General features: G+C 51.6%; 13 protein-coding genes. 7 read left to right on the forward strand and 6 right to left on the reverse strand.

Features of this window, described 5'->3' with window-relative positions; genetic code table 11:
• The first annotated feature begins 102 nt into the window (after positions 1 to 102).
• The 3 genes from trhO (at position 103) to K7397_RS06060 (ending at position 2,402) form a co-directional block, all read left to right on the forward strand.
• Entirely contained in the window at positions 103 to 1,020 is a 918-nt protein-coding gene (gene trhO, locus K7397_RS06050; RefSeq protein ID WP_223067050.1) for an oxygen-dependent tRNA uridine(34) hydroxylase TrhO, read from the forward strand.
• A 5-nt stretch (positions 1,021 to 1,025) separates the two neighbouring features.
• Entirely contained in the window at positions 1,026 to 1,670 is a 645-nt protein-coding gene (locus K7397_RS06055; RefSeq protein WP_337926686.1) for a helix-turn-helix transcriptional regulator, read from the forward strand.
• 123 nt (positions 1,671 to 1,793) lie between these two features.
• Positions 1,794 to 2,402: a superoxide dismutase gene (locus tag K7397_RS06060; protein ID WP_223067052.1), complete on the forward strand. Its 609-nt coding sequence runs from the start codon at positions 1,794 to 1,796 to the stop codon at positions 2,400 to 2,402.
• A 123-nt stretch (positions 2,403 to 2,525) separates the two neighbouring features.
• Here the strand turns inward: K7397_RS06060 and K7397_RS06065 are convergent, their stop codons facing one another.
• Positions 2,526 to 3,956: an MATE family efflux transporter gene (locus tag K7397_RS06065; RefSeq protein ID WP_223067053.1), complete on the reverse strand. Its 1,431-nt coding sequence runs from the start codon at positions 3,954 to 3,956 to the stop codon at positions 2,526 to 2,528.
• Positions 3,957 to 4,116: 160 nt separating this feature from the next.
• On the opposite strand from K7397_RS06065, the gene K7397_RS06070 reads away from it, so the two are divergent.
• The 3 genes from K7397_RS06070 to K7397_RS06075 all read left to right on the forward strand — a co-directional run bounded on the left by K7397_RS06070 (position 4,117) and on the right by K7397_RS06075 (position 6,290).
• A complete protein-coding gene (locus tag K7397_RS06070; RefSeq protein ID WP_223067054.1) occupies positions 4,117 to 4,995 on the forward strand; it encodes a helix-turn-helix transcriptional regulator in 879 nt (292 codons plus the stop codon).
• A gap of 133 nt (positions 4,996 to 5,128) precedes the next feature.
• On the forward strand, positions 5,129 to 5,572 hold the full coding sequence (locus K7397_RS21350; RefSeq protein WP_237690713.1) for a hypothetical protein: 444 nt from the start codon (positions 5,129 to 5,131) through the stop codon (positions 5,570 to 5,572).
• A gap of 13 nt (positions 5,573 to 5,585) precedes the next feature.
• The gene (locus K7397_RS06075; RefSeq protein WP_337926682.1) at positions 5,586 to 6,290 is read left to right on the forward strand and encodes an AIM24 family protein; all 705 of its coding nucleotides are present in this window, start codon (positions 5,586 to 5,588) and stop codon (positions 6,288 to 6,290) included.
• A 745-nt stretch (positions 6,291 to 7,035) separates the two neighbouring features.
• Here the strand turns inward: K7397_RS06075 and K7397_RS06080 are convergent.
• Positions 7,036 to 8,151: a phosphodiester glycosidase family protein gene (locus tag K7397_RS06080; RefSeq protein WP_223067056.1), complete on the reverse strand. Its 1,116-nt coding sequence runs from the start codon at positions 8,149 to 8,151 to the stop codon at positions 7,036 to 7,038.
• Between the two features lie 234 nt (positions 8,152 to 8,385).
• On the opposite strand from K7397_RS06080, the gene K7397_RS06085 reads away from it, so the two are divergent.
• Positions 8,386 to 9,723, forward strand: a complete 1,338-nt coding sequence (locus tag K7397_RS06085) for a 5'-deoxyadenosine deaminase (protein WP_223067057.1) — start codon at positions 8,386 to 8,388, stop codon at positions 9,721 to 9,723.
• A gap of 124 nt (positions 9,724 to 9,847) precedes the next feature.
• Here K7397_RS06085 and K7397_RS06090 read toward each other — a convergent pair whose 3' ends face one another.
• The 4 genes from K7397_RS06090 to K7397_RS06105 all read right to left on the reverse strand — a co-directional run bounded on the left by K7397_RS06090 (position 9,848) and on the right by K7397_RS06105 (position 15,046).
• Entirely contained in the window at positions 9,848 to 11,302 is a 1,455-nt protein-coding gene (locus K7397_RS06090; RefSeq protein ID WP_223067058.1) for a SulP family inorganic anion transporter, read from the reverse strand.
• Between the two features lie 308 nt (positions 11,303 to 11,610).
• A complete protein-coding gene (locus tag K7397_RS06095; RefSeq protein WP_223067059.1) occupies positions 11,611 to 12,081 on the reverse strand; it encodes a GNAT family N-acetyltransferase in 471 nt (156 codons plus the stop codon).
• Between the two features lie 276 nt (positions 12,082 to 12,357).
• The gene (locus K7397_RS06100) at positions 12,358 to 13,005 is read right to left on the reverse strand and encodes an NUDIX hydrolase (protein WP_223067060.1); all 648 of its coding nucleotides are present in this window, start codon (positions 13,003 to 13,005) and stop codon (positions 12,358 to 12,360) included.
• An 85-nt stretch (positions 13,006 to 13,090) separates the two neighbouring features.
• A complete protein-coding gene (locus K7397_RS06105) occupies positions 13,091 to 15,046 on the reverse strand; it encodes an ATP-dependent DNA helicase (RefSeq protein ID WP_223067061.1) in 1,956 nt (651 codons plus the stop codon).
• Positions 15,047 to 15,051 lie beyond the last annotated feature (5 nt).

The raw sequence follows: 15,051 nt of genomic DNA on the forward strand, positions 1-15,051 counted from the left end.
AAATTCATGCGAACAACGCAGTGGCAAAGGTGCCGGTTCAACGTAAGCCTTCTTGCCACTGCTTCTTCCGGTTTATTTATAAATAGAATAGAGGAGACAAACATGTTGAATAACCCTAAGTACCGCGTATTGCTGTACTATAGATTTGTCCATATTGACGATCCCGAGGCCTTTACGGCGGAGCATCTGCAATACTGCAAGGATTTGGGCCTGAAAGGCCGGATCCTCATTGCTTCCGAAGGAATTAACGGCACCGTGTCGGGAACCTGGGAACAAACGGAGAAGTATATGAATGATATGCGCAGAAATCCCCTGTTCAAGGGCATGGTATATAAAATTGATGAAGCAGAGGGGCATGCCTTCAAAAAGATGTTTGTCCGCCATAAAAAGGAGCTGGTCACCTTCCGGTACGATCAGCCCCTTGACCCTAATGTGAAGAGCGGAAAGCGCCTATCCCCGCAGGATTTCTATGAGCAGCTCCAGCAGGAGGACGTTGTCGTCATTGACGGCCGCAATGATTACGAATATGAAATCGGCCATTTCCGGGGAGCCATTCGGCCGGAGGTGGAATCGTTCCGCGAGTTTCCGGAATGGATTCGCAATAACTTAAGCCAGTTCAAGGATAAAAAAGTGCTTACCTACTGCACAGGCGGCATCCGCTGTGAGAAGCTGACCGGTTTCCTGATGAACGAAGGCTTTCAGGACGTGTCCCAACTCGAAGGCGGTATCGTCACCTACGGTAAGGATCCCGATGTCCAGGGCCGCTTGTTCGACGGCAAATGCTATGTGTTCGATGAACGCATTTCCGTGCCGATCAACCGGACCGACGAAGATGTCGTCATCGCCAGCTGCTATCATTGCGGCAAGCCCCATGACCGATATATTAACTGTCCGACCTGCAACCTGCAGCATGTTTGCTGTGAAGAATGCGAGGATGCGCATTACCGCTTCTGCTCTGCGGAATGCCGTGATCATGCTCCTGAAGACTACAAGTATGAGAAAATGGAGGTTCCCCTTTGAACAAAATGAAAGAATTGCCAACACGGGAGCACCTTCTCTATCTGCTCAAGACACGCGGGCCTTTAACCGTCAAGGAAATGTCAGTCGAACTTCAGATTACCGAGATGGCGGTGCGCCGCCACCTCGGTAATCTCGAACGGGATGGCCTAATTGAGCCCAGGCTGCAGCGCCAGGCGATGGGCAGGCCCACTTCACAGTATGCGCTGACGGACCATGCCGACAGCATGTTCCCCAAAACCTATCACAAGGTAGCGCTCGATTTGCTTGGCGAGCTTGCGGACGAAGTCGGCGAAGAAATGATCGGGAAGCTGTTCGAGCGGCGCAAGCTGAAGCTGATGAAGAACTATGAGCCGAGAATGAGAGCGGCCGGACAGGATCTCCGCGGCAAAGTCAGGCTGTTAACCGAAATGCAGAACGAGAACGGCTATATGGCCGAATGCGAAGAAACAAAAGACGGGCAATTTGTGCTGAAAGAACATAATTGTCCGATTTTTCAAGTTGCTAACGAATATAATCAGGCCTGCAACTGCGAGCTGGAGCTGTTTCAGTCCCTGCTTGGAACCAGCGTCACCCGGACGGAATGCCTCGCCAAGGGAGGCGGATGCTGCGCCTATGTGATCTCGCCGTCCTCCGGATCGGCCCATCCATGATTTTCTTCCATTTCCGACTTATGAAACATAAATGTTGACTAAGTCGGAAAAGTTTTTTACAATGCTATATGTAAGTTCTTTGAATAACCAAATTACGATCCAATCCTAAGGAGGAATTTTATCATGGCTCATCAATTGCCACCACTGCCTTATCCGGCAAACGCTCTTGAACCGCATATCGACGAAACGACAATGAATATTCACCACGACCGTCACCACAATACATACGTGACGAACCTGAACGCGGCACTGGAAAGCGCGCCTGAACTGCAAAGCAAAAGCGTTGAAGCATTGATTGCAGACCTGGACAGCGTGCCTGAAAGCATCCGTACTGCAGTTCGCAACAACGGCGGCGGCCACGCCAACCACTCCCTGTTCTGGGAAATCATCGGACCAAACGGCGGCGGCGCTCCTACAGGCAATGTCGCAGCTGCCATCGACAGCGAGCTCGGCGGGTTCGACAAGTTCAAGGAAGACTTCGCCAAAGCGGCAGCAACCCGTTTCGGCAGCGGCTGGGCATGGCTTGTTGTCAAAGACGGCAAGCTGGCTGTAACCAGCACGCCTAACCAGGACAGCCCGATTATGGAAGGCGCTGCTCCAATCCTGGGCCTGGACGTTTGGGAACATGCTTACTACCTGAAATACCAAAACAAACGTCCTGATTACATCGCTGCTTTCTGGAACGTCATCAACTGGGCTGAAGTTGAAAAACGTTATAACGCAGCAAAATAATAGAGATAACCTTTTACAGCCGGGATACAGGTGCCGAATGTGCACTCATCCCGCCCGTAAGCCAAACAACCCCCAAGCCTGATTCACAGGCTTAGGGGTTGTTTGTTTATGACGCGCCTTACATCAGGCTTCTGCCGCCGTATTGACGCCAGGCCCCGTTTGCACGCTCGCGCTGCTATCCATCTGCCAGCGCCCCGCCGCTTCGAGCTCCAGCTCCTTCTCCCTCATGCGCAGCTTCTTGCGCCCTCTCCAGCGGATCAGGGAGAGCATGCCCCGAATATATTCATCGGTGATCATGCTGACATAAATCGCGGTAATCCCAAAGCCGAAAGTTACCCCGAACAGGTAGGAACCGCCTGCTGCCGCTGCCCACATAAAGATAACGGAAATAGCCATCGTAAAAAGCGAGTCGCCGAGAGCATTTAGCGAGTTTCCCAGAGCCATGTTAAGCATTTTGCCCGGCTGCAGCAGCACATTCAGCCACAGCAGCGAACCTGCAATGGCCAGGATGGCCGGGTCGGTGGTGAACAGGCTGAGGATGCTTCTGCCGCACAGCACCAGCAGCAGCGCATTCAGGGTTACGAGCGGAAGTCCGACTGCAAGCGCTTTATAAGCAGCCCTGTAAGCCTCCTTTGTTTTGCCTCCGCCAAACAGATGGGCAATCCGAATCTGAACCGCCAGTGCAATGGAAAAACCGAGCAGAAAGCAGAACGATTCCAGTGTATTCATATAGGTTCGGGCCGCCAGCTCCTTCGTCCCGAGCATGGCCAGGAAAGAGAAGATGGCCAGCTGCGAGAATACCCAGCTTGCCGTGTTCACGCCAAGCGGCCAGCCGATATCCATCACTTCCTTGAACAGCTTGCGGTCAAACAGCCTTATATCCTTGACTCCGATCTTTCGGCAGAACGCATTCAGGAAGATGACGAACAGCGCGGTGCAAGCCAGCAGCCTGCTGGTTACCGTGGAGATGCTTACGCCTGTGAGACCCCACTGCGGAAAGCCGAACGCGCCGAAGATAAAGCAGTAGTTCATTAAAATATGCACCACGTTCATCCCTGCGGCTATGAACATGGGAGCTTGCGTATTGCCTGTGCTGCGGATGACCGTGCTTAGCGCCGTCATGATGGCCGTCAGGATCATGCCGCCTCCGACAATGGAAATGTAGGTTTTGGCAAGCGGCAGCAGCTCCTCGGGAAGCTGGAGAATGCGAGCAATCGGCCCGGGAATAGCAATCAGCAGCACGCTGAGCGCGGCCCCGATCAGCAGGGTGGCTTTAACGGCAATAACGCCGACCGTTCTTGCCTCCTCCTCCTTCCCCGATCCGATCTTCTGCGCAATCAGAATGCCTGCCCCGCTGGCTACTGTTACAAACAACGTCGTTAGCGCGTTAAACAGTTGGTTGGAGAAGCCCACCACGGCCACGGCGTTGTCGGACAAATGACTGACCATCAGCGTGTCTACCGCTCCGAGCAGAAACTGCAGAAATTGTTCAATAAAAATAGGCCAGGCCAGCATCCACATGGAGTATTTGTCAGTCGCCCGATTTTTCAACATTACAACCTCCCGAAGGGAAAGAAATGAATCTGCCATTTCCTCTTCACGTTTTTGTCTGAGACAAATTATAGATGCTATACTGAAACGGAACTATCATTTTTACAACCAATAATTTCATTTTTCCAACCTTATAAATTCCTTATCGCAAGGGGACGATCTGATGCCGATGCTTAGGTTCACGATACCTCCGCTTCCGCATTTTATTGTTTGTGATCACGGGCTGCTCCCTCAGGGGACAAGACACGGGAGCCGCCGCAATACCGGGGTATTTGATTTGCTGTTTGTCGTAAGCGGCTGCATTTATATTGGCGAAGATGACCACGAATATGACGTCTCCTCCGGAGACTGCCTGATTCTGCTGCCCGACCGCTACCACTATTCGACGGCCGAATGCCGGGAAGACACTTCTTACTACTGGCTCCATTTTCAGAGCAGCGGTTCCTGGTGCCAGCTCGATGACCAGACAGCGGCCGAACCCGATGCGGATTCATCGGGAACGCCCGTCTTTCTGCCTGCCTTCCAGACAACCGAATTTACGCAGCTGATTCCCCAGTACGTACATCTGCCGAAGCCCGGTAGCATGAACGATACGCTTGCCGAACTGACCTTGCTCGGCAAATCGCTTCATGTAGCGGGCAGCCGTTTCAAGCAGCAGCTTCTCTTTCAGGACGTGCTGCGCCTGCTCGCGGATTCGGCCTTAAGCGAAGCCCCTGCGGCCCATTCCATTTGCGCCGAACGCGCCGCCGCTTATTTGCGGGAGCATTACCGGGAAGAAGTGACTGCCAAAGCGCTCGGGGAAAGCGTTAATTTCCATCCGGTCTACATTGCGCGCTGCATGCAGAAAACATTCGGCTGCTCCCCGGCCGCCTATCTGATGCGGTACCGGCTGGAACGCTCCAAGCTGCTGCTGCTGCAGACCGATCTGTCCATCGCGCGGATTGCCGAGGAGGTGGGCTTTAACCAGGCCGCTTATTTCACCTCCTGCTTTGTCAAATACGAGGGGGTATCCCCCCGAAAGTACCGGCAGCGTTTTTGCTAGCTGACAAAAAATTCCGCAAGCCACCAAGGAAATTGTCGAAGCAACCGCAGAATATGGAAACTTTACGGCCCATAATGACGTATTATTGTATAGACTATTTCCGACCAGATTTGAAAGGAGGCTGCCTCCTCTTATGAAAAAAACACTTCATCCTGCAGCACGCTGCCTGCTCGCCGCACTGATCCTCGCCCCTGCACTGCTGTTTGCCGCTCCGGATACGCCCATTGCCAAGGCCGGCTACTTTAACGATATGTATAACGGGATTAAGGATTTCTCGGAGCTTCCTTCCGATATAAACAAGCTCAAGGAGGATTACAATTCCGCAGCGCTACAGTTGGAACAGGCGCAGAGCAGCCTTGAAGATTACCGTCAGCAAAGCGAATCGCTGAAACAGCAGAATGAACAATTGGCGCAGCAAAACCGCCAGCTGGCCGAGACGGTGAATATGCTGAAGGATGCAAACGAGGCGCGCGAAGCCACCTCCCACAAGCTGCGCATCATGCTGTATACCGCGCTCGGATTGTTCGCCGGTTATTTTGTATTTTTACGGGTCGTGCGCTTCAAGCTTCGTAAATAAAGGGGGACAAGCTGTGGACATCCAATTCGAAACGGACCATGCGCAAGTCTCCGGCGAAGCCGTCACCTTCCGTCTTGGGGAGGGGGAAACGGCGCATGTGCTCCACCCGGGACAAGTTATCGCTTACCGCGGTCCTGCCAAGGGACGGGTTGACCGCTTGATGAACGTGAAGGGCATGTACCGCAAGAAAAAGCTCATCCGGGCCGACTTTTCCGGCCCTTGCGAGTTCATTGCCGCCCTTCCGGCCGCTTACAGCCTGAAGCCGATTACTCTTGATCCAGGGAGCGATCTCTTGTACGACTATCGCCATCTGTTCCATTACAGCGACGGCATTGCCATGCAATCCCGAATCCTGAGCGTCAAAAATATGTTTATTACCCGGGACGCCATCAAGATGAAGTTCTCCGGGGAGGGACAAATCGGCATTCTGACCGAAGGATGCGTCGTTGAAGCGGCGCTTCATCCGGTTGAACCGCTGTATGTTCAGGCGGGCAGCGTCATCGCTTATCCGGAGAATGCCCGGATGGAGCTGTCCGTCTACGGCAACCATCTGGCGAGCCAGCATATGAACTATCATTGGAAAATGACCGGACAAGGCTCCGTGCTGCTGCAGGCCGGCCGGGAGAACAGGAAGCTGGAAGAGAACCTGGAGGACGAGGGGCTGTTCAAAAGAATTTTGCGTGAAGTCATCCCCTTTGGCGGAGTGTTCATTAAATAAACAAAGGTCTTATAGAGAAAATCAAAAAACTGTCTGTTATTGAACTTGAATCAGCAAGTAATGATGCAGAAGGATACATAGATAAGTTTCACCATTCTTTTTCTAAATACAATACATGCTTATTTTAGACAATGAGGTGATTCTAATGTTGATAACTATAAACCTTCTTTTTCTTAGTGCTATTCAAATAATAACCGCTATTGGCATGTTCTTTTCCTATAAACAAACTGACAACACTCTTTATGGGATACATGCACCTCATATTCAAAACTTAAACCGCAATCAATCCATTTTCCGTTACATGCTAACTGCTCTTTAGGTTTCTGTTAGTGTTGTTTACTTTGTTGGTGCTGTGAATCCCAAATTCACTTCGGGCGCTTGTTTATTGGCGGTTATTAATACTGTTCTTGAAGTTGCTGGATACTGGGCGGGGAAAGCTCCAAAGTGGATTTCTGTTGGCGGTACAATCGTTTTCGGAACAATCGCAATAATATCTCTTTCTTATCTTTAAGAGATTGCCAACGGATACGTACGTCATTCTATATCCACATTTATCTAAATTACCCATGAATATTTCAGGTTCCTGTTTATAAGTTAGAAAATAATCAAAACCTGCACGAATTGATACATAAGGTGGAGTATTCTACGCGATTCGTAGAGCCAAACAAAAAGAAGCCTTCCTTGGTTGGATAAATCCCTTTCAAGGAAGGCTTCTTAACCCGCTGGCCAAAGGCCGGACCGCATCTTATTTTTTGCCGGCGTCGATATCCTTTGAGGTCAGCCCTTCCCACACGTTCGAAATGTCGGCCTCTTCGGGATGGTCGAATACGAGAAAAGCTGTCGGCAGGTAGCGTTCCCCGTGCTCGGATGATGGGCGGTTGACAATACCGCCGTCCTTGACAAGAACCGTAGACGAACCGCCGTCCAGATTTGCGGCAATCACTGCGCCGTGCTCAAGCATGATATTCTGCACATCGTACAGGTCCGCGCCGATGCTGTAACCCGGCTGGCGTCCGTCAATGATCACGAAGATAATAGCTCCGTCCTCGCGCTGACCCATCGCTGTTCGCGGCGCAATGCCCCACCCGTCCTTGTGGTTTTTAATCTGGCCTTTCCCGTTAACGATAATTCGGGGTTTGAAAGTAACCGCCTCTTGTATATTCATATCGCTCAGTTCCTTGAGCGTATAGTGCCCCGCGATCATTTTCCCCTGCTTGTCAATGCCTACGATCTGGGTGGAGTCGCTATTCCCCAGTCCATTATAATATAGCTTTCCTTGCGAAATGACGACACCGATCGGCTTGAAGCCGTTCCCTTTCCATTTCGGGTCGTCGAATCCGCCGGCGTTCACGCCCGCGACCGCGCCAAGCCGCTGCACCATGCTCGACACCTTCTCGCCCTTGCCGCGTTTGGCCGGCACGCCCAGCCGGATTTTGGTCGGATCATGGACAGTCATGACATAACCGCGATAGCTTTTTCCTGAAATTGTATCAATTTCCACAAGCGGTTTCTGTTCCTCCGACTGGTCCGAAACAGGCATCTGGATGGTATGCGTATCTTTTTCCATTCCCATCTGCTCAAATTCTTGGTTATACTCCGCTACGCGTTTCTTGAGTCCATCTTCCCCAATAATGTACTTGGCCCATTTTCGATGCTGGGTCGTAATTAATGTATCCGCTACAAGGTAACGAAAATTGTTGCCGGAATCGGTGAAGAATAACCAGCATGCCCCAATGGCTCCCATCAAAATTATCAATAATAACGTCCGGTACAACAGACGAAACAGACTCCGTTTCTTCTTCTTTCTTCTCTTCATGCCCGCCCGCGCTTCCTGACGTTTGGGCAGCGTTGCTTGTGCCATGATTTTTCTCCTTCCTGTTTAATCGGTGAGAGGCACCTTCATAGTAAACGGTCATCGGACAAAGAAAGTTTCATTTTGTCATTACTTGACGTCTGACGGGTCTGCGAGATAAAAATGTGTTATAAATGAGATACATTATTCTCATTGTTCATCCGTGCCGCTTCGAGCGATAATCGAGAATAAGCTATAGAACTGCCAGTGAAATCAGACTTTTCAGTAGGGGGATATAAATACATGGAGAACTTGCTGATCAAAAATGCCGAAATCGTTACGATGAATGGGGCCGAAGATATCATTTACGGAGATATATGGATTGAAAACGGTCTGATTGCCGGGATCGGCGAACGCCTGAATCCTCCACAGCCTTACCGCACGATCGACGCGTCAGGACGGACAGTCATTCCGGGATTTGTACAGACGCATATCCATTTATGCCAGACGCTGTTTCGGGGCAAGGCGGACGATCTCGAGTTGATGGATTGGCTAAGGAACCGGATATGGCCGCTTGAAGCCGCGCACGACGAAGAATCGATCTACTACTCCGCCCTGCTTGGCATCGGCGAACTAATCCAGAGCGGCACGACAACCATTGTCGATATGGAGACCGTCCATCATACCGATTCCGCTCTAAAGGCCATTGCCGAATCCGGAATCCGCGCCCTTTCGGGCAAGGTGATGATGGACCGGAAGGACGATGACATTCCCCTGCCGCTTCAGGAAGATACGGCCGCCTCCATTCAGGAAAGCGTGGATCTGCTGGAGAAATGGAACGGCTACGACAACGGCCGGATCAAATACGCCTTCTCTCCACGCTTTGTCGTTTCCTGTACGGAACCGCTGCTGACAGAGGTTCGTGATTTATCCGCAAAATATAATGTAATGGTGCATACGCACGCCTCCGAGAACAGAGGAGAAATTGAAATCGTTCAGGCCAATACCGGCATGCGCAACATCGTGTATCTGGATCATATCGGCCTTGCCAATGAACGGCTCATTTTGGCCCACTGCATCTGGCTGGATGAGGAGGAGAAGCGGATTTTGCACGACCGGAAGGTCCGCGTGAGCCATTGTCCAGGCTCGAACCTCAAGCTGGCCTCGGGCATTGCGGAAACGCCGGATCTGCTGGCGCGGGATATTTCCGTCAGCATCGGCGCCGATGGCGCTCCCTGCAACAACAATCTGGATATGTTCAACGAAATGCGGCTCGCGGCGCTCATTCAGAAGCCGCAGCACGGGCCGACGGTCATGGATGCCAGAACGGTCTTCCGGATGGCCACAATTGGCGGCGCACGGGCCGTCGGCCTGGACAAAGAGATCGGCAGCATCGAAGTCGGGAAGAAGGCCGACCTTGCGATCCTCAACCTGTTCAACTTTCACACATTCCCGTCCTATGACGTCGATCCGATTTCCCGAATCGTCTATTCGGCCACACGGGCGGACGTGGAGACCACCATTATCAGCGGGCGGATCGTTATGGAGAACGGGGTCATGAAAACGCTGGATAAGCAAACCGTGCTGAAGGAGTCCAACCACAGCATTAAAAGGCTGCTAAAGCGGGGAGCTTTGGCATAGCGCACTGTACTGGAAGCTGCTTGAGGCCTTTTCCTTTGGGCAATCCATGGATCGGCAAAAAACCGCCTCATGACGAGGCGGTTTCATTATGGCCTGGTTTCCACGCTTCTCTGACCTTTTAATTCTAGTGGCCCTCCGGCGCTGCCAGCCCGATCCGTTCTAAAAGCGCCCTGCTCTCTTCGTTCAGGCCTTGGATCATCACCTTTTTCCCGTTTTGCTCGTATTTCTCAATCACTCTGGCTATTCCGTTAACAGCCGATTGGTCCCAGATATGCGTTTTCGAGAAATCGATGATAATCCGCTCCGGATCCTCGGCCACATGAAATTCGCTCATAAAATGATGCATCGTTCCGAAGAACATTGGGCCTGAAACGGTGTAAACCTTGCTTCCATCGTTCTTAATCGTTGAATGAAGTTTAACAATAGCCATTTTCCAGGCGAATACAACCGAGCTTAAAAGAACTCCTGCTGCAACACCAATCGACAAATTGTCCGTTGCTACGACAATAATTACAGTCACAACCATGACTATAGCATCGGGGAGCGGGATTTTGCGCAACCCGCTAACCGATTTCCAGTCAAACGTACCTATACATACAACGATCATGACGCCGACGAGAGCAGCCATTGGAATTTGCTTGACAATATCGCCAAAAAGCACGAGCAGTATAAGCAGAAAGACGCCTGCTACGAGGGTGGACAGACGGGTTCTTCCGCCGGACTTGATGTTGATCATCGATTGTCCGATCATGGCGCAACCGCCCATACCTCCGAAAAATCCAGTCACGATCTGGGCCATGCCTTGTCCCCGCATTTCCCGGTTTTTATCGCTGGCCGTATCCGTAATATCATCAATCAGCATCGCCGTCATCAGCGATTCGAGCAGACCGACAAAAGCCATAGAAACAGAATAAGGCAAAATAATAAGAAACGCCTCCCACGTCAGTGGGATATCCGGCAGATGGAACGTCGGCAAATCACGGCTAAGCGCACCCATATCGCCAACCTTGTAGACATCCAGATGGAAGGCTATCGTCAGCACAGAGACGACCACAATTGCCGCAAGCGCTGGGGGAACGGCCTTCGTCAATTTCGGAACGACGTAAATGATGACAAGCGTCAGCGCAACGAGCGCGTACATGATCCATCCTTGCCCCTTAAAGTGCGTAAGCTGGGACATGAAAATCAGAATGGCAAGCGCATTGACGAACCCTGTCATCACCGGCCGCGGAACAAAGGTTATAAACCTGCCAAGCTTAAGCGATCCCAGTATAATTTGAAAAACGCCAGCCAGCACAGCTGCGGCAAAGAGATACTCTACACCATGCTCCTTCACAAGCCCCGTTACCAGCAATGCGATGGCTCCGGTAGCTGCGGAAATCATGCCCGGCCTTCCACCTGCAAAAGCGATCACAATCGCCATTGTAATGGACGCATACAATCCTGCCATCGGACTGACCTGGGCCACAAGCGAAAAGGCGATCGCCTCGGGAATGAGCGCAAGCGCGACCGTCATCCCCGAGAGTACATCGGTGCGCGCGTTCGAAAACCAATTCTTGTTCAGCTGTCCAAAAAACAAAGACTAATCCTCCTTAATGAATAATTTTAAATCTTTAATCCGGTGCAACGCCTAGGGTTCCATTATACTTTAACGAAAAAAAGCACTCCAAGACTCATTTCCAAGCATGAAAACGCTAAAATATCTATTATTCTTTAAAAATATCTGGATATCTCTTGATTAGTCATGTTATGTTTCGCAGCCTATACAAAAAAAATTCCCAGAGCGGGCTCTCTTTTCGAGGGACTTCAGACACGCTGTTCCGACTCCCGGCAACGTATGAAGTCTTTAAAGCAAAAAAACGTCCGAAATGGACGTTCTCTTCACCTTCATATATTCAGTTCATAAATGACGATTTCCCTGCCATCGGGCTTCTTTCTATGCTCAATCGGTTTGAAATCTAAATTTTCCCAGAATCGATGGGCGGGGTCATTGTCTATGGCGACGCCAATCCGAAATCCGCTGACTTTTCGATCCTTCATCATGCTGCAGAACAGCTCAAATGCGAATCTGCCGTAGCCTTGCCTCTGATATTTCTTGTCGATCAGCAAGAGTCCAAGCCAGGTGCAGCCATCGGCCGGATTCTTCATCAAAAACTCCAGCATCCCGATCCGTTCATCGCCATTCAGTATAAAATATCGTTCTGCACCGAGTTCTTCAGACTCTTGAATCTCCTGAAGCGCTTCTTCCAGCGCAAACGACTCTTTTCCTTTGGTTACCCGGTTAAAAAATGGATCTGAATTCATAATCTGCATTTCCCATCGAACCTGTCCTGTCTTGATTCTCTCCAAGGTTATCATGTCTGCTTCTGCTCCTGCTCCTTGATTATCTTGGAGTTCATTGTAACCTAGAAAACCGCTTTGCGCCACACCTGCAGTCAGCGCGTTAAGCCGCTTGTTCCCCGGGTCGAAATGACAATCAGATCCGCTTCTTCCTGAGCCCTTGAGAAAACGTACCGTATAATAGGAAGACCCGTCCGAACTACCGTTGGACGGGTCTCTTGCATTAGGCTGCACGCGTTCCGGGAAAACGCTGCCGTTCCCTATCTCACTCCTTGCGCTGTCAGCTCTCTTCCATCATTTTTGTTCGGCGTTTATTTTGTCAATCGTGCCAAACAACAGCCGGTAATAGGCTTCGGAATTCGGCGTAAAATCTGCCAGCGTCACCCTTTTGTTCATGCTGCCGCACGTTCCCTTCACACGGTTAAGCAGCACGCCTTCCCGGGTCTGGATTTCTTCTTGTTCCCCATTCAGGAGCGCCTTGTACTCTTGTAGCCCGATCAGGAACAAGCCGGAAATTTCGCTCCTTTGGAACGGATATTCCTTGAGCGGTACTCTGCTTTCCAGCAAAAATACATGGTTAAACTCCCGGTCGGTCAACTGCTCGGATATCAGACTTTCCTGAGCTACCATACCGCAGTAGATCAGTTCCCCGGCTTCGGAAGTTATTCCGAGTTCTTCTTCCAGCTCCCGTATGCCGTCAGCAGGAGTTTCCCCCGCAAGCAAATGTCCCGCGCAGGAAATGTCCAATTTCCCCGGAAATGTGTCCTTATCCTCTGCGCGCAGCTGAAAGACCAGCCCCGGGTTGCCGGGTTCCTGCATATTGACAACCCAGCATTGAAAAGTCTGATGCCACAGTCCCTCGGCATGCACTTGCCGGCGGCTGGCCGTCCCTGTCTTTACCATCTGCTCGTTGAAAACATCGAGCATTTCATCGGATGACATAGGTTCCCCTCCCGCTCTCATCACTCTCTCAAAGCTTCAAATCGAACTTGAAGCTCACTGCCTGCAACCAATTATATGAATACGACTATATACGCTCGGCTGCAAGTCTCTTTAGCTGCACTCCCTTGGGCAATACGGAGGCGATGAACCCGCGCACCTTGTGCAGTTCGTCTTCGCCGGCAAGGATGGCCACGATCCCTCGATCCTCGCTCGAGCGGATCAAACGCCCAATCCCTTGCTTAAGCCGTAGCAGCATATACGGCAGATCGACTTCCTCAAACGGGGCGGACGACTCGGACCGCTTCGCCATATATACCGGATCATGCGGCGGATAAGGCAAAGACCACAGAATAACATTGGACAGCGATGGCCCCGGTATATCCAGCCCTTCCCACAAGCTGACCGCGCACAGCACGCTGTGCTCGTCCCGCTGGAAGGCCGATATCAAATGGCTGATCTCTCCATCGCCCTCATACAGAAACCGGAACAAACTTCCTTCGGGTCTGCCGCTGCACTTCTGCTTGAATTGCAGCAGCTCCTCCCGGGTCCGGAACAGCGCAAGCGCCCTTCCTTGCGTCCGGTTGATCAGCTTCAAGGCAGTATCCACTTTTGCATCCAGACTACCTTCCGGCAGCTCCGGTACAAAGGCTTCCATCAGACTTTCATAATCGTAAGGAGAATCGACGGAAAAAGACAAGTACTCCTTTACGCCAAGACTGTCTCCCACATAGCGGAACGATTTGTCCACCGACAGGGTGGCGGAGGAGAAAACAATCGGCATGTCCCGGCTGAACACACGCTCCTTAAGCACCTGTTTGACGTTCCTTGGCATGATGCACAGCGTCAGTCCATCACGGTCTTCGGTCGTCCAACAAATCAGGGCGCCCGACTCTTCGAACAGCTTCAGCGCTATTCCCATCATTTCCAGATGCTGCTCCACGATGCGCAGCTGGTAGTTGTCCAGGGTATACAGCTCGCTTTCAAACACCAGTTCCTCCTCAATAGTCGCAAGGATATCCCGGAACCGGCGAATCTCCCGCAGCAGCTTGTCACTCAGCTCCACGCTCTTTCGGTCAGAGCCCGGAATGCTGCGGCTTTGGCCGCGAAGGATCTCGAACGTCAGGTCGCTTTGCTGGATGGCTTCATCAATCAGCACGGCCAATTGTTCACGGATCTCATTCTGAAGGAGCCGGCTGATCAGCTCCTCAAAGACGACATGCTTCATCTTGTAGCCCAGCGCCTTCATCGCTGCGGCTTCGAGCAGATGCCCTTCGTCAAAGACGACCGCGTAATGCTCCGGAAGCAGAGGAAGCTGGCCTTCCCGCTTGCGTCCTTCATAGGTCCATACGTGCTCCATATAATAATCGTGAGAGCAAATGATAAGGTCCGCCGCTTTCCGGTAATAGTCGCGCGATAACGTCTGGCCGCAGCGATGGCGCTGCTCGCAGGCAAAGCAGTCCTGGAAAGAATCCCAGTTGACCCTGCTCCACTGCTCATCGCTCAGCTCGGGGTAATTGTTGCGATCCCCGTAAGGGTGAAACTCCTGCATAGCCGCATAGGAATGCACAAAGTCCGGCAAGCTGCCGTACAGATGCTCAAGCGGCAAGCTCCCTTCACTGCCCGTTCGGACCTGGTCCAGTTTGTTCAGACACATATATTGGTCCGGCGATTTGGCAAGCCGGGCGTCGATCTCCATATTCATGTGGAGAGCCAGCTTGGCGATATCGCCTTCAGGCTTCACAAGCTGCTGAATCAGCGATTCATCCGCGCAGGCGATGACCGCGGGTCTCCCCGCATAACGGGCATAACAGATGCTGTAGAGCAAATAGACCAGCGTCTTGCCCGTGCCGACGCCCGCCTCGGCAAAAATCGGCATTTTGTCCGCAAAAGCCCGCTCGAGCTGATAAGCCATATAAATTTGCTCATCGCGGATTTCAAAGCCCGCCTCGGGAAGCACTTCATAAAATACATCTCCAACCCACTCGCCTACCTGCTCTACAAAAGGTCTGGAAGGATCATAATCAAACGGAAACCGGTTCACGCGCC

Source organism: Paenibacillus caui (assembly GCF_019904135.1).
Taxonomy (GTDB): domain Bacteria; phylum Bacillota; class Bacilli; order Paenibacillales; family Paenibacillaceae; genus Fontibacillus; species Fontibacillus caui.

What these genes read in the sequence shown, in the direction of transcription:
- K7397_RS06070 (WP_223067054.1), top strand. Translation starts at nt 4,117, where the DNA reads ATGCCGATGCTTAGGTTCACGATACCTCCGCTTCCGCATTTTATTGTT.
- K7397_RS06055 (WP_337926686.1), top strand. Translation starts at nt 1,026, where the DNA reads ATGAAAGAATTGCCAACACGGGAGCACCTTCTCTATCTGCTCAAGACA.
- K7397_RS06080 (WP_223067056.1), bottom strand. Translation starts at nt 8,151, where the DNA reads ATGGCACAAGCAACGCTGCCCAAACGTCAGGAAGCGCGGGCGGGCATG.
- K7397_RS06065 (WP_223067053.1), bottom strand. Translation starts at nt 3,956, where the DNA reads ATGTTGAAAAATCGGGCGACTGACAAATACTCCATGTGGATGCTGGCC.
- K7397_RS06095 (WP_223067059.1), bottom strand. Translation starts at nt 12,081, where the DNA reads ATGATAACCTTGGAGAGAATCAAGACAGGACAGGTTCGATGGGAAATG.
- trhO (WP_223067050.1), top strand. Translation starts at nt 103, where the DNA reads ATGTTGAATAACCCTAAGTACCGCGTATTGCTGTACTATAGATTTGTC.
- K7397_RS06100 (WP_223067060.1), bottom strand. Translation starts at nt 13,005, where the DNA reads ATGTCATCCGATGAAATGCTCGATGTTTTCAACGAGCAGATGGTAAAG.
- K7397_RS21350 (WP_237690713.1), top strand. Translation starts at nt 5,129, where the DNA reads ATGAAAAAAACACTTCATCCTGCAGCACGCTGCCTGCTCGCCGCACTG.
- K7397_RS06060 (WP_223067052.1), top strand. Translation starts at nt 1,794, where the DNA reads ATGGCTCATCAATTGCCACCACTGCCTTATCCGGCAAACGCTCTTGAA.
- K7397_RS06085 (WP_223067057.1), top strand. Translation starts at nt 8,386, where the DNA reads ATGGAGAACTTGCTGATCAAAAATGCCGAAATCGTTACGATGAATGGG.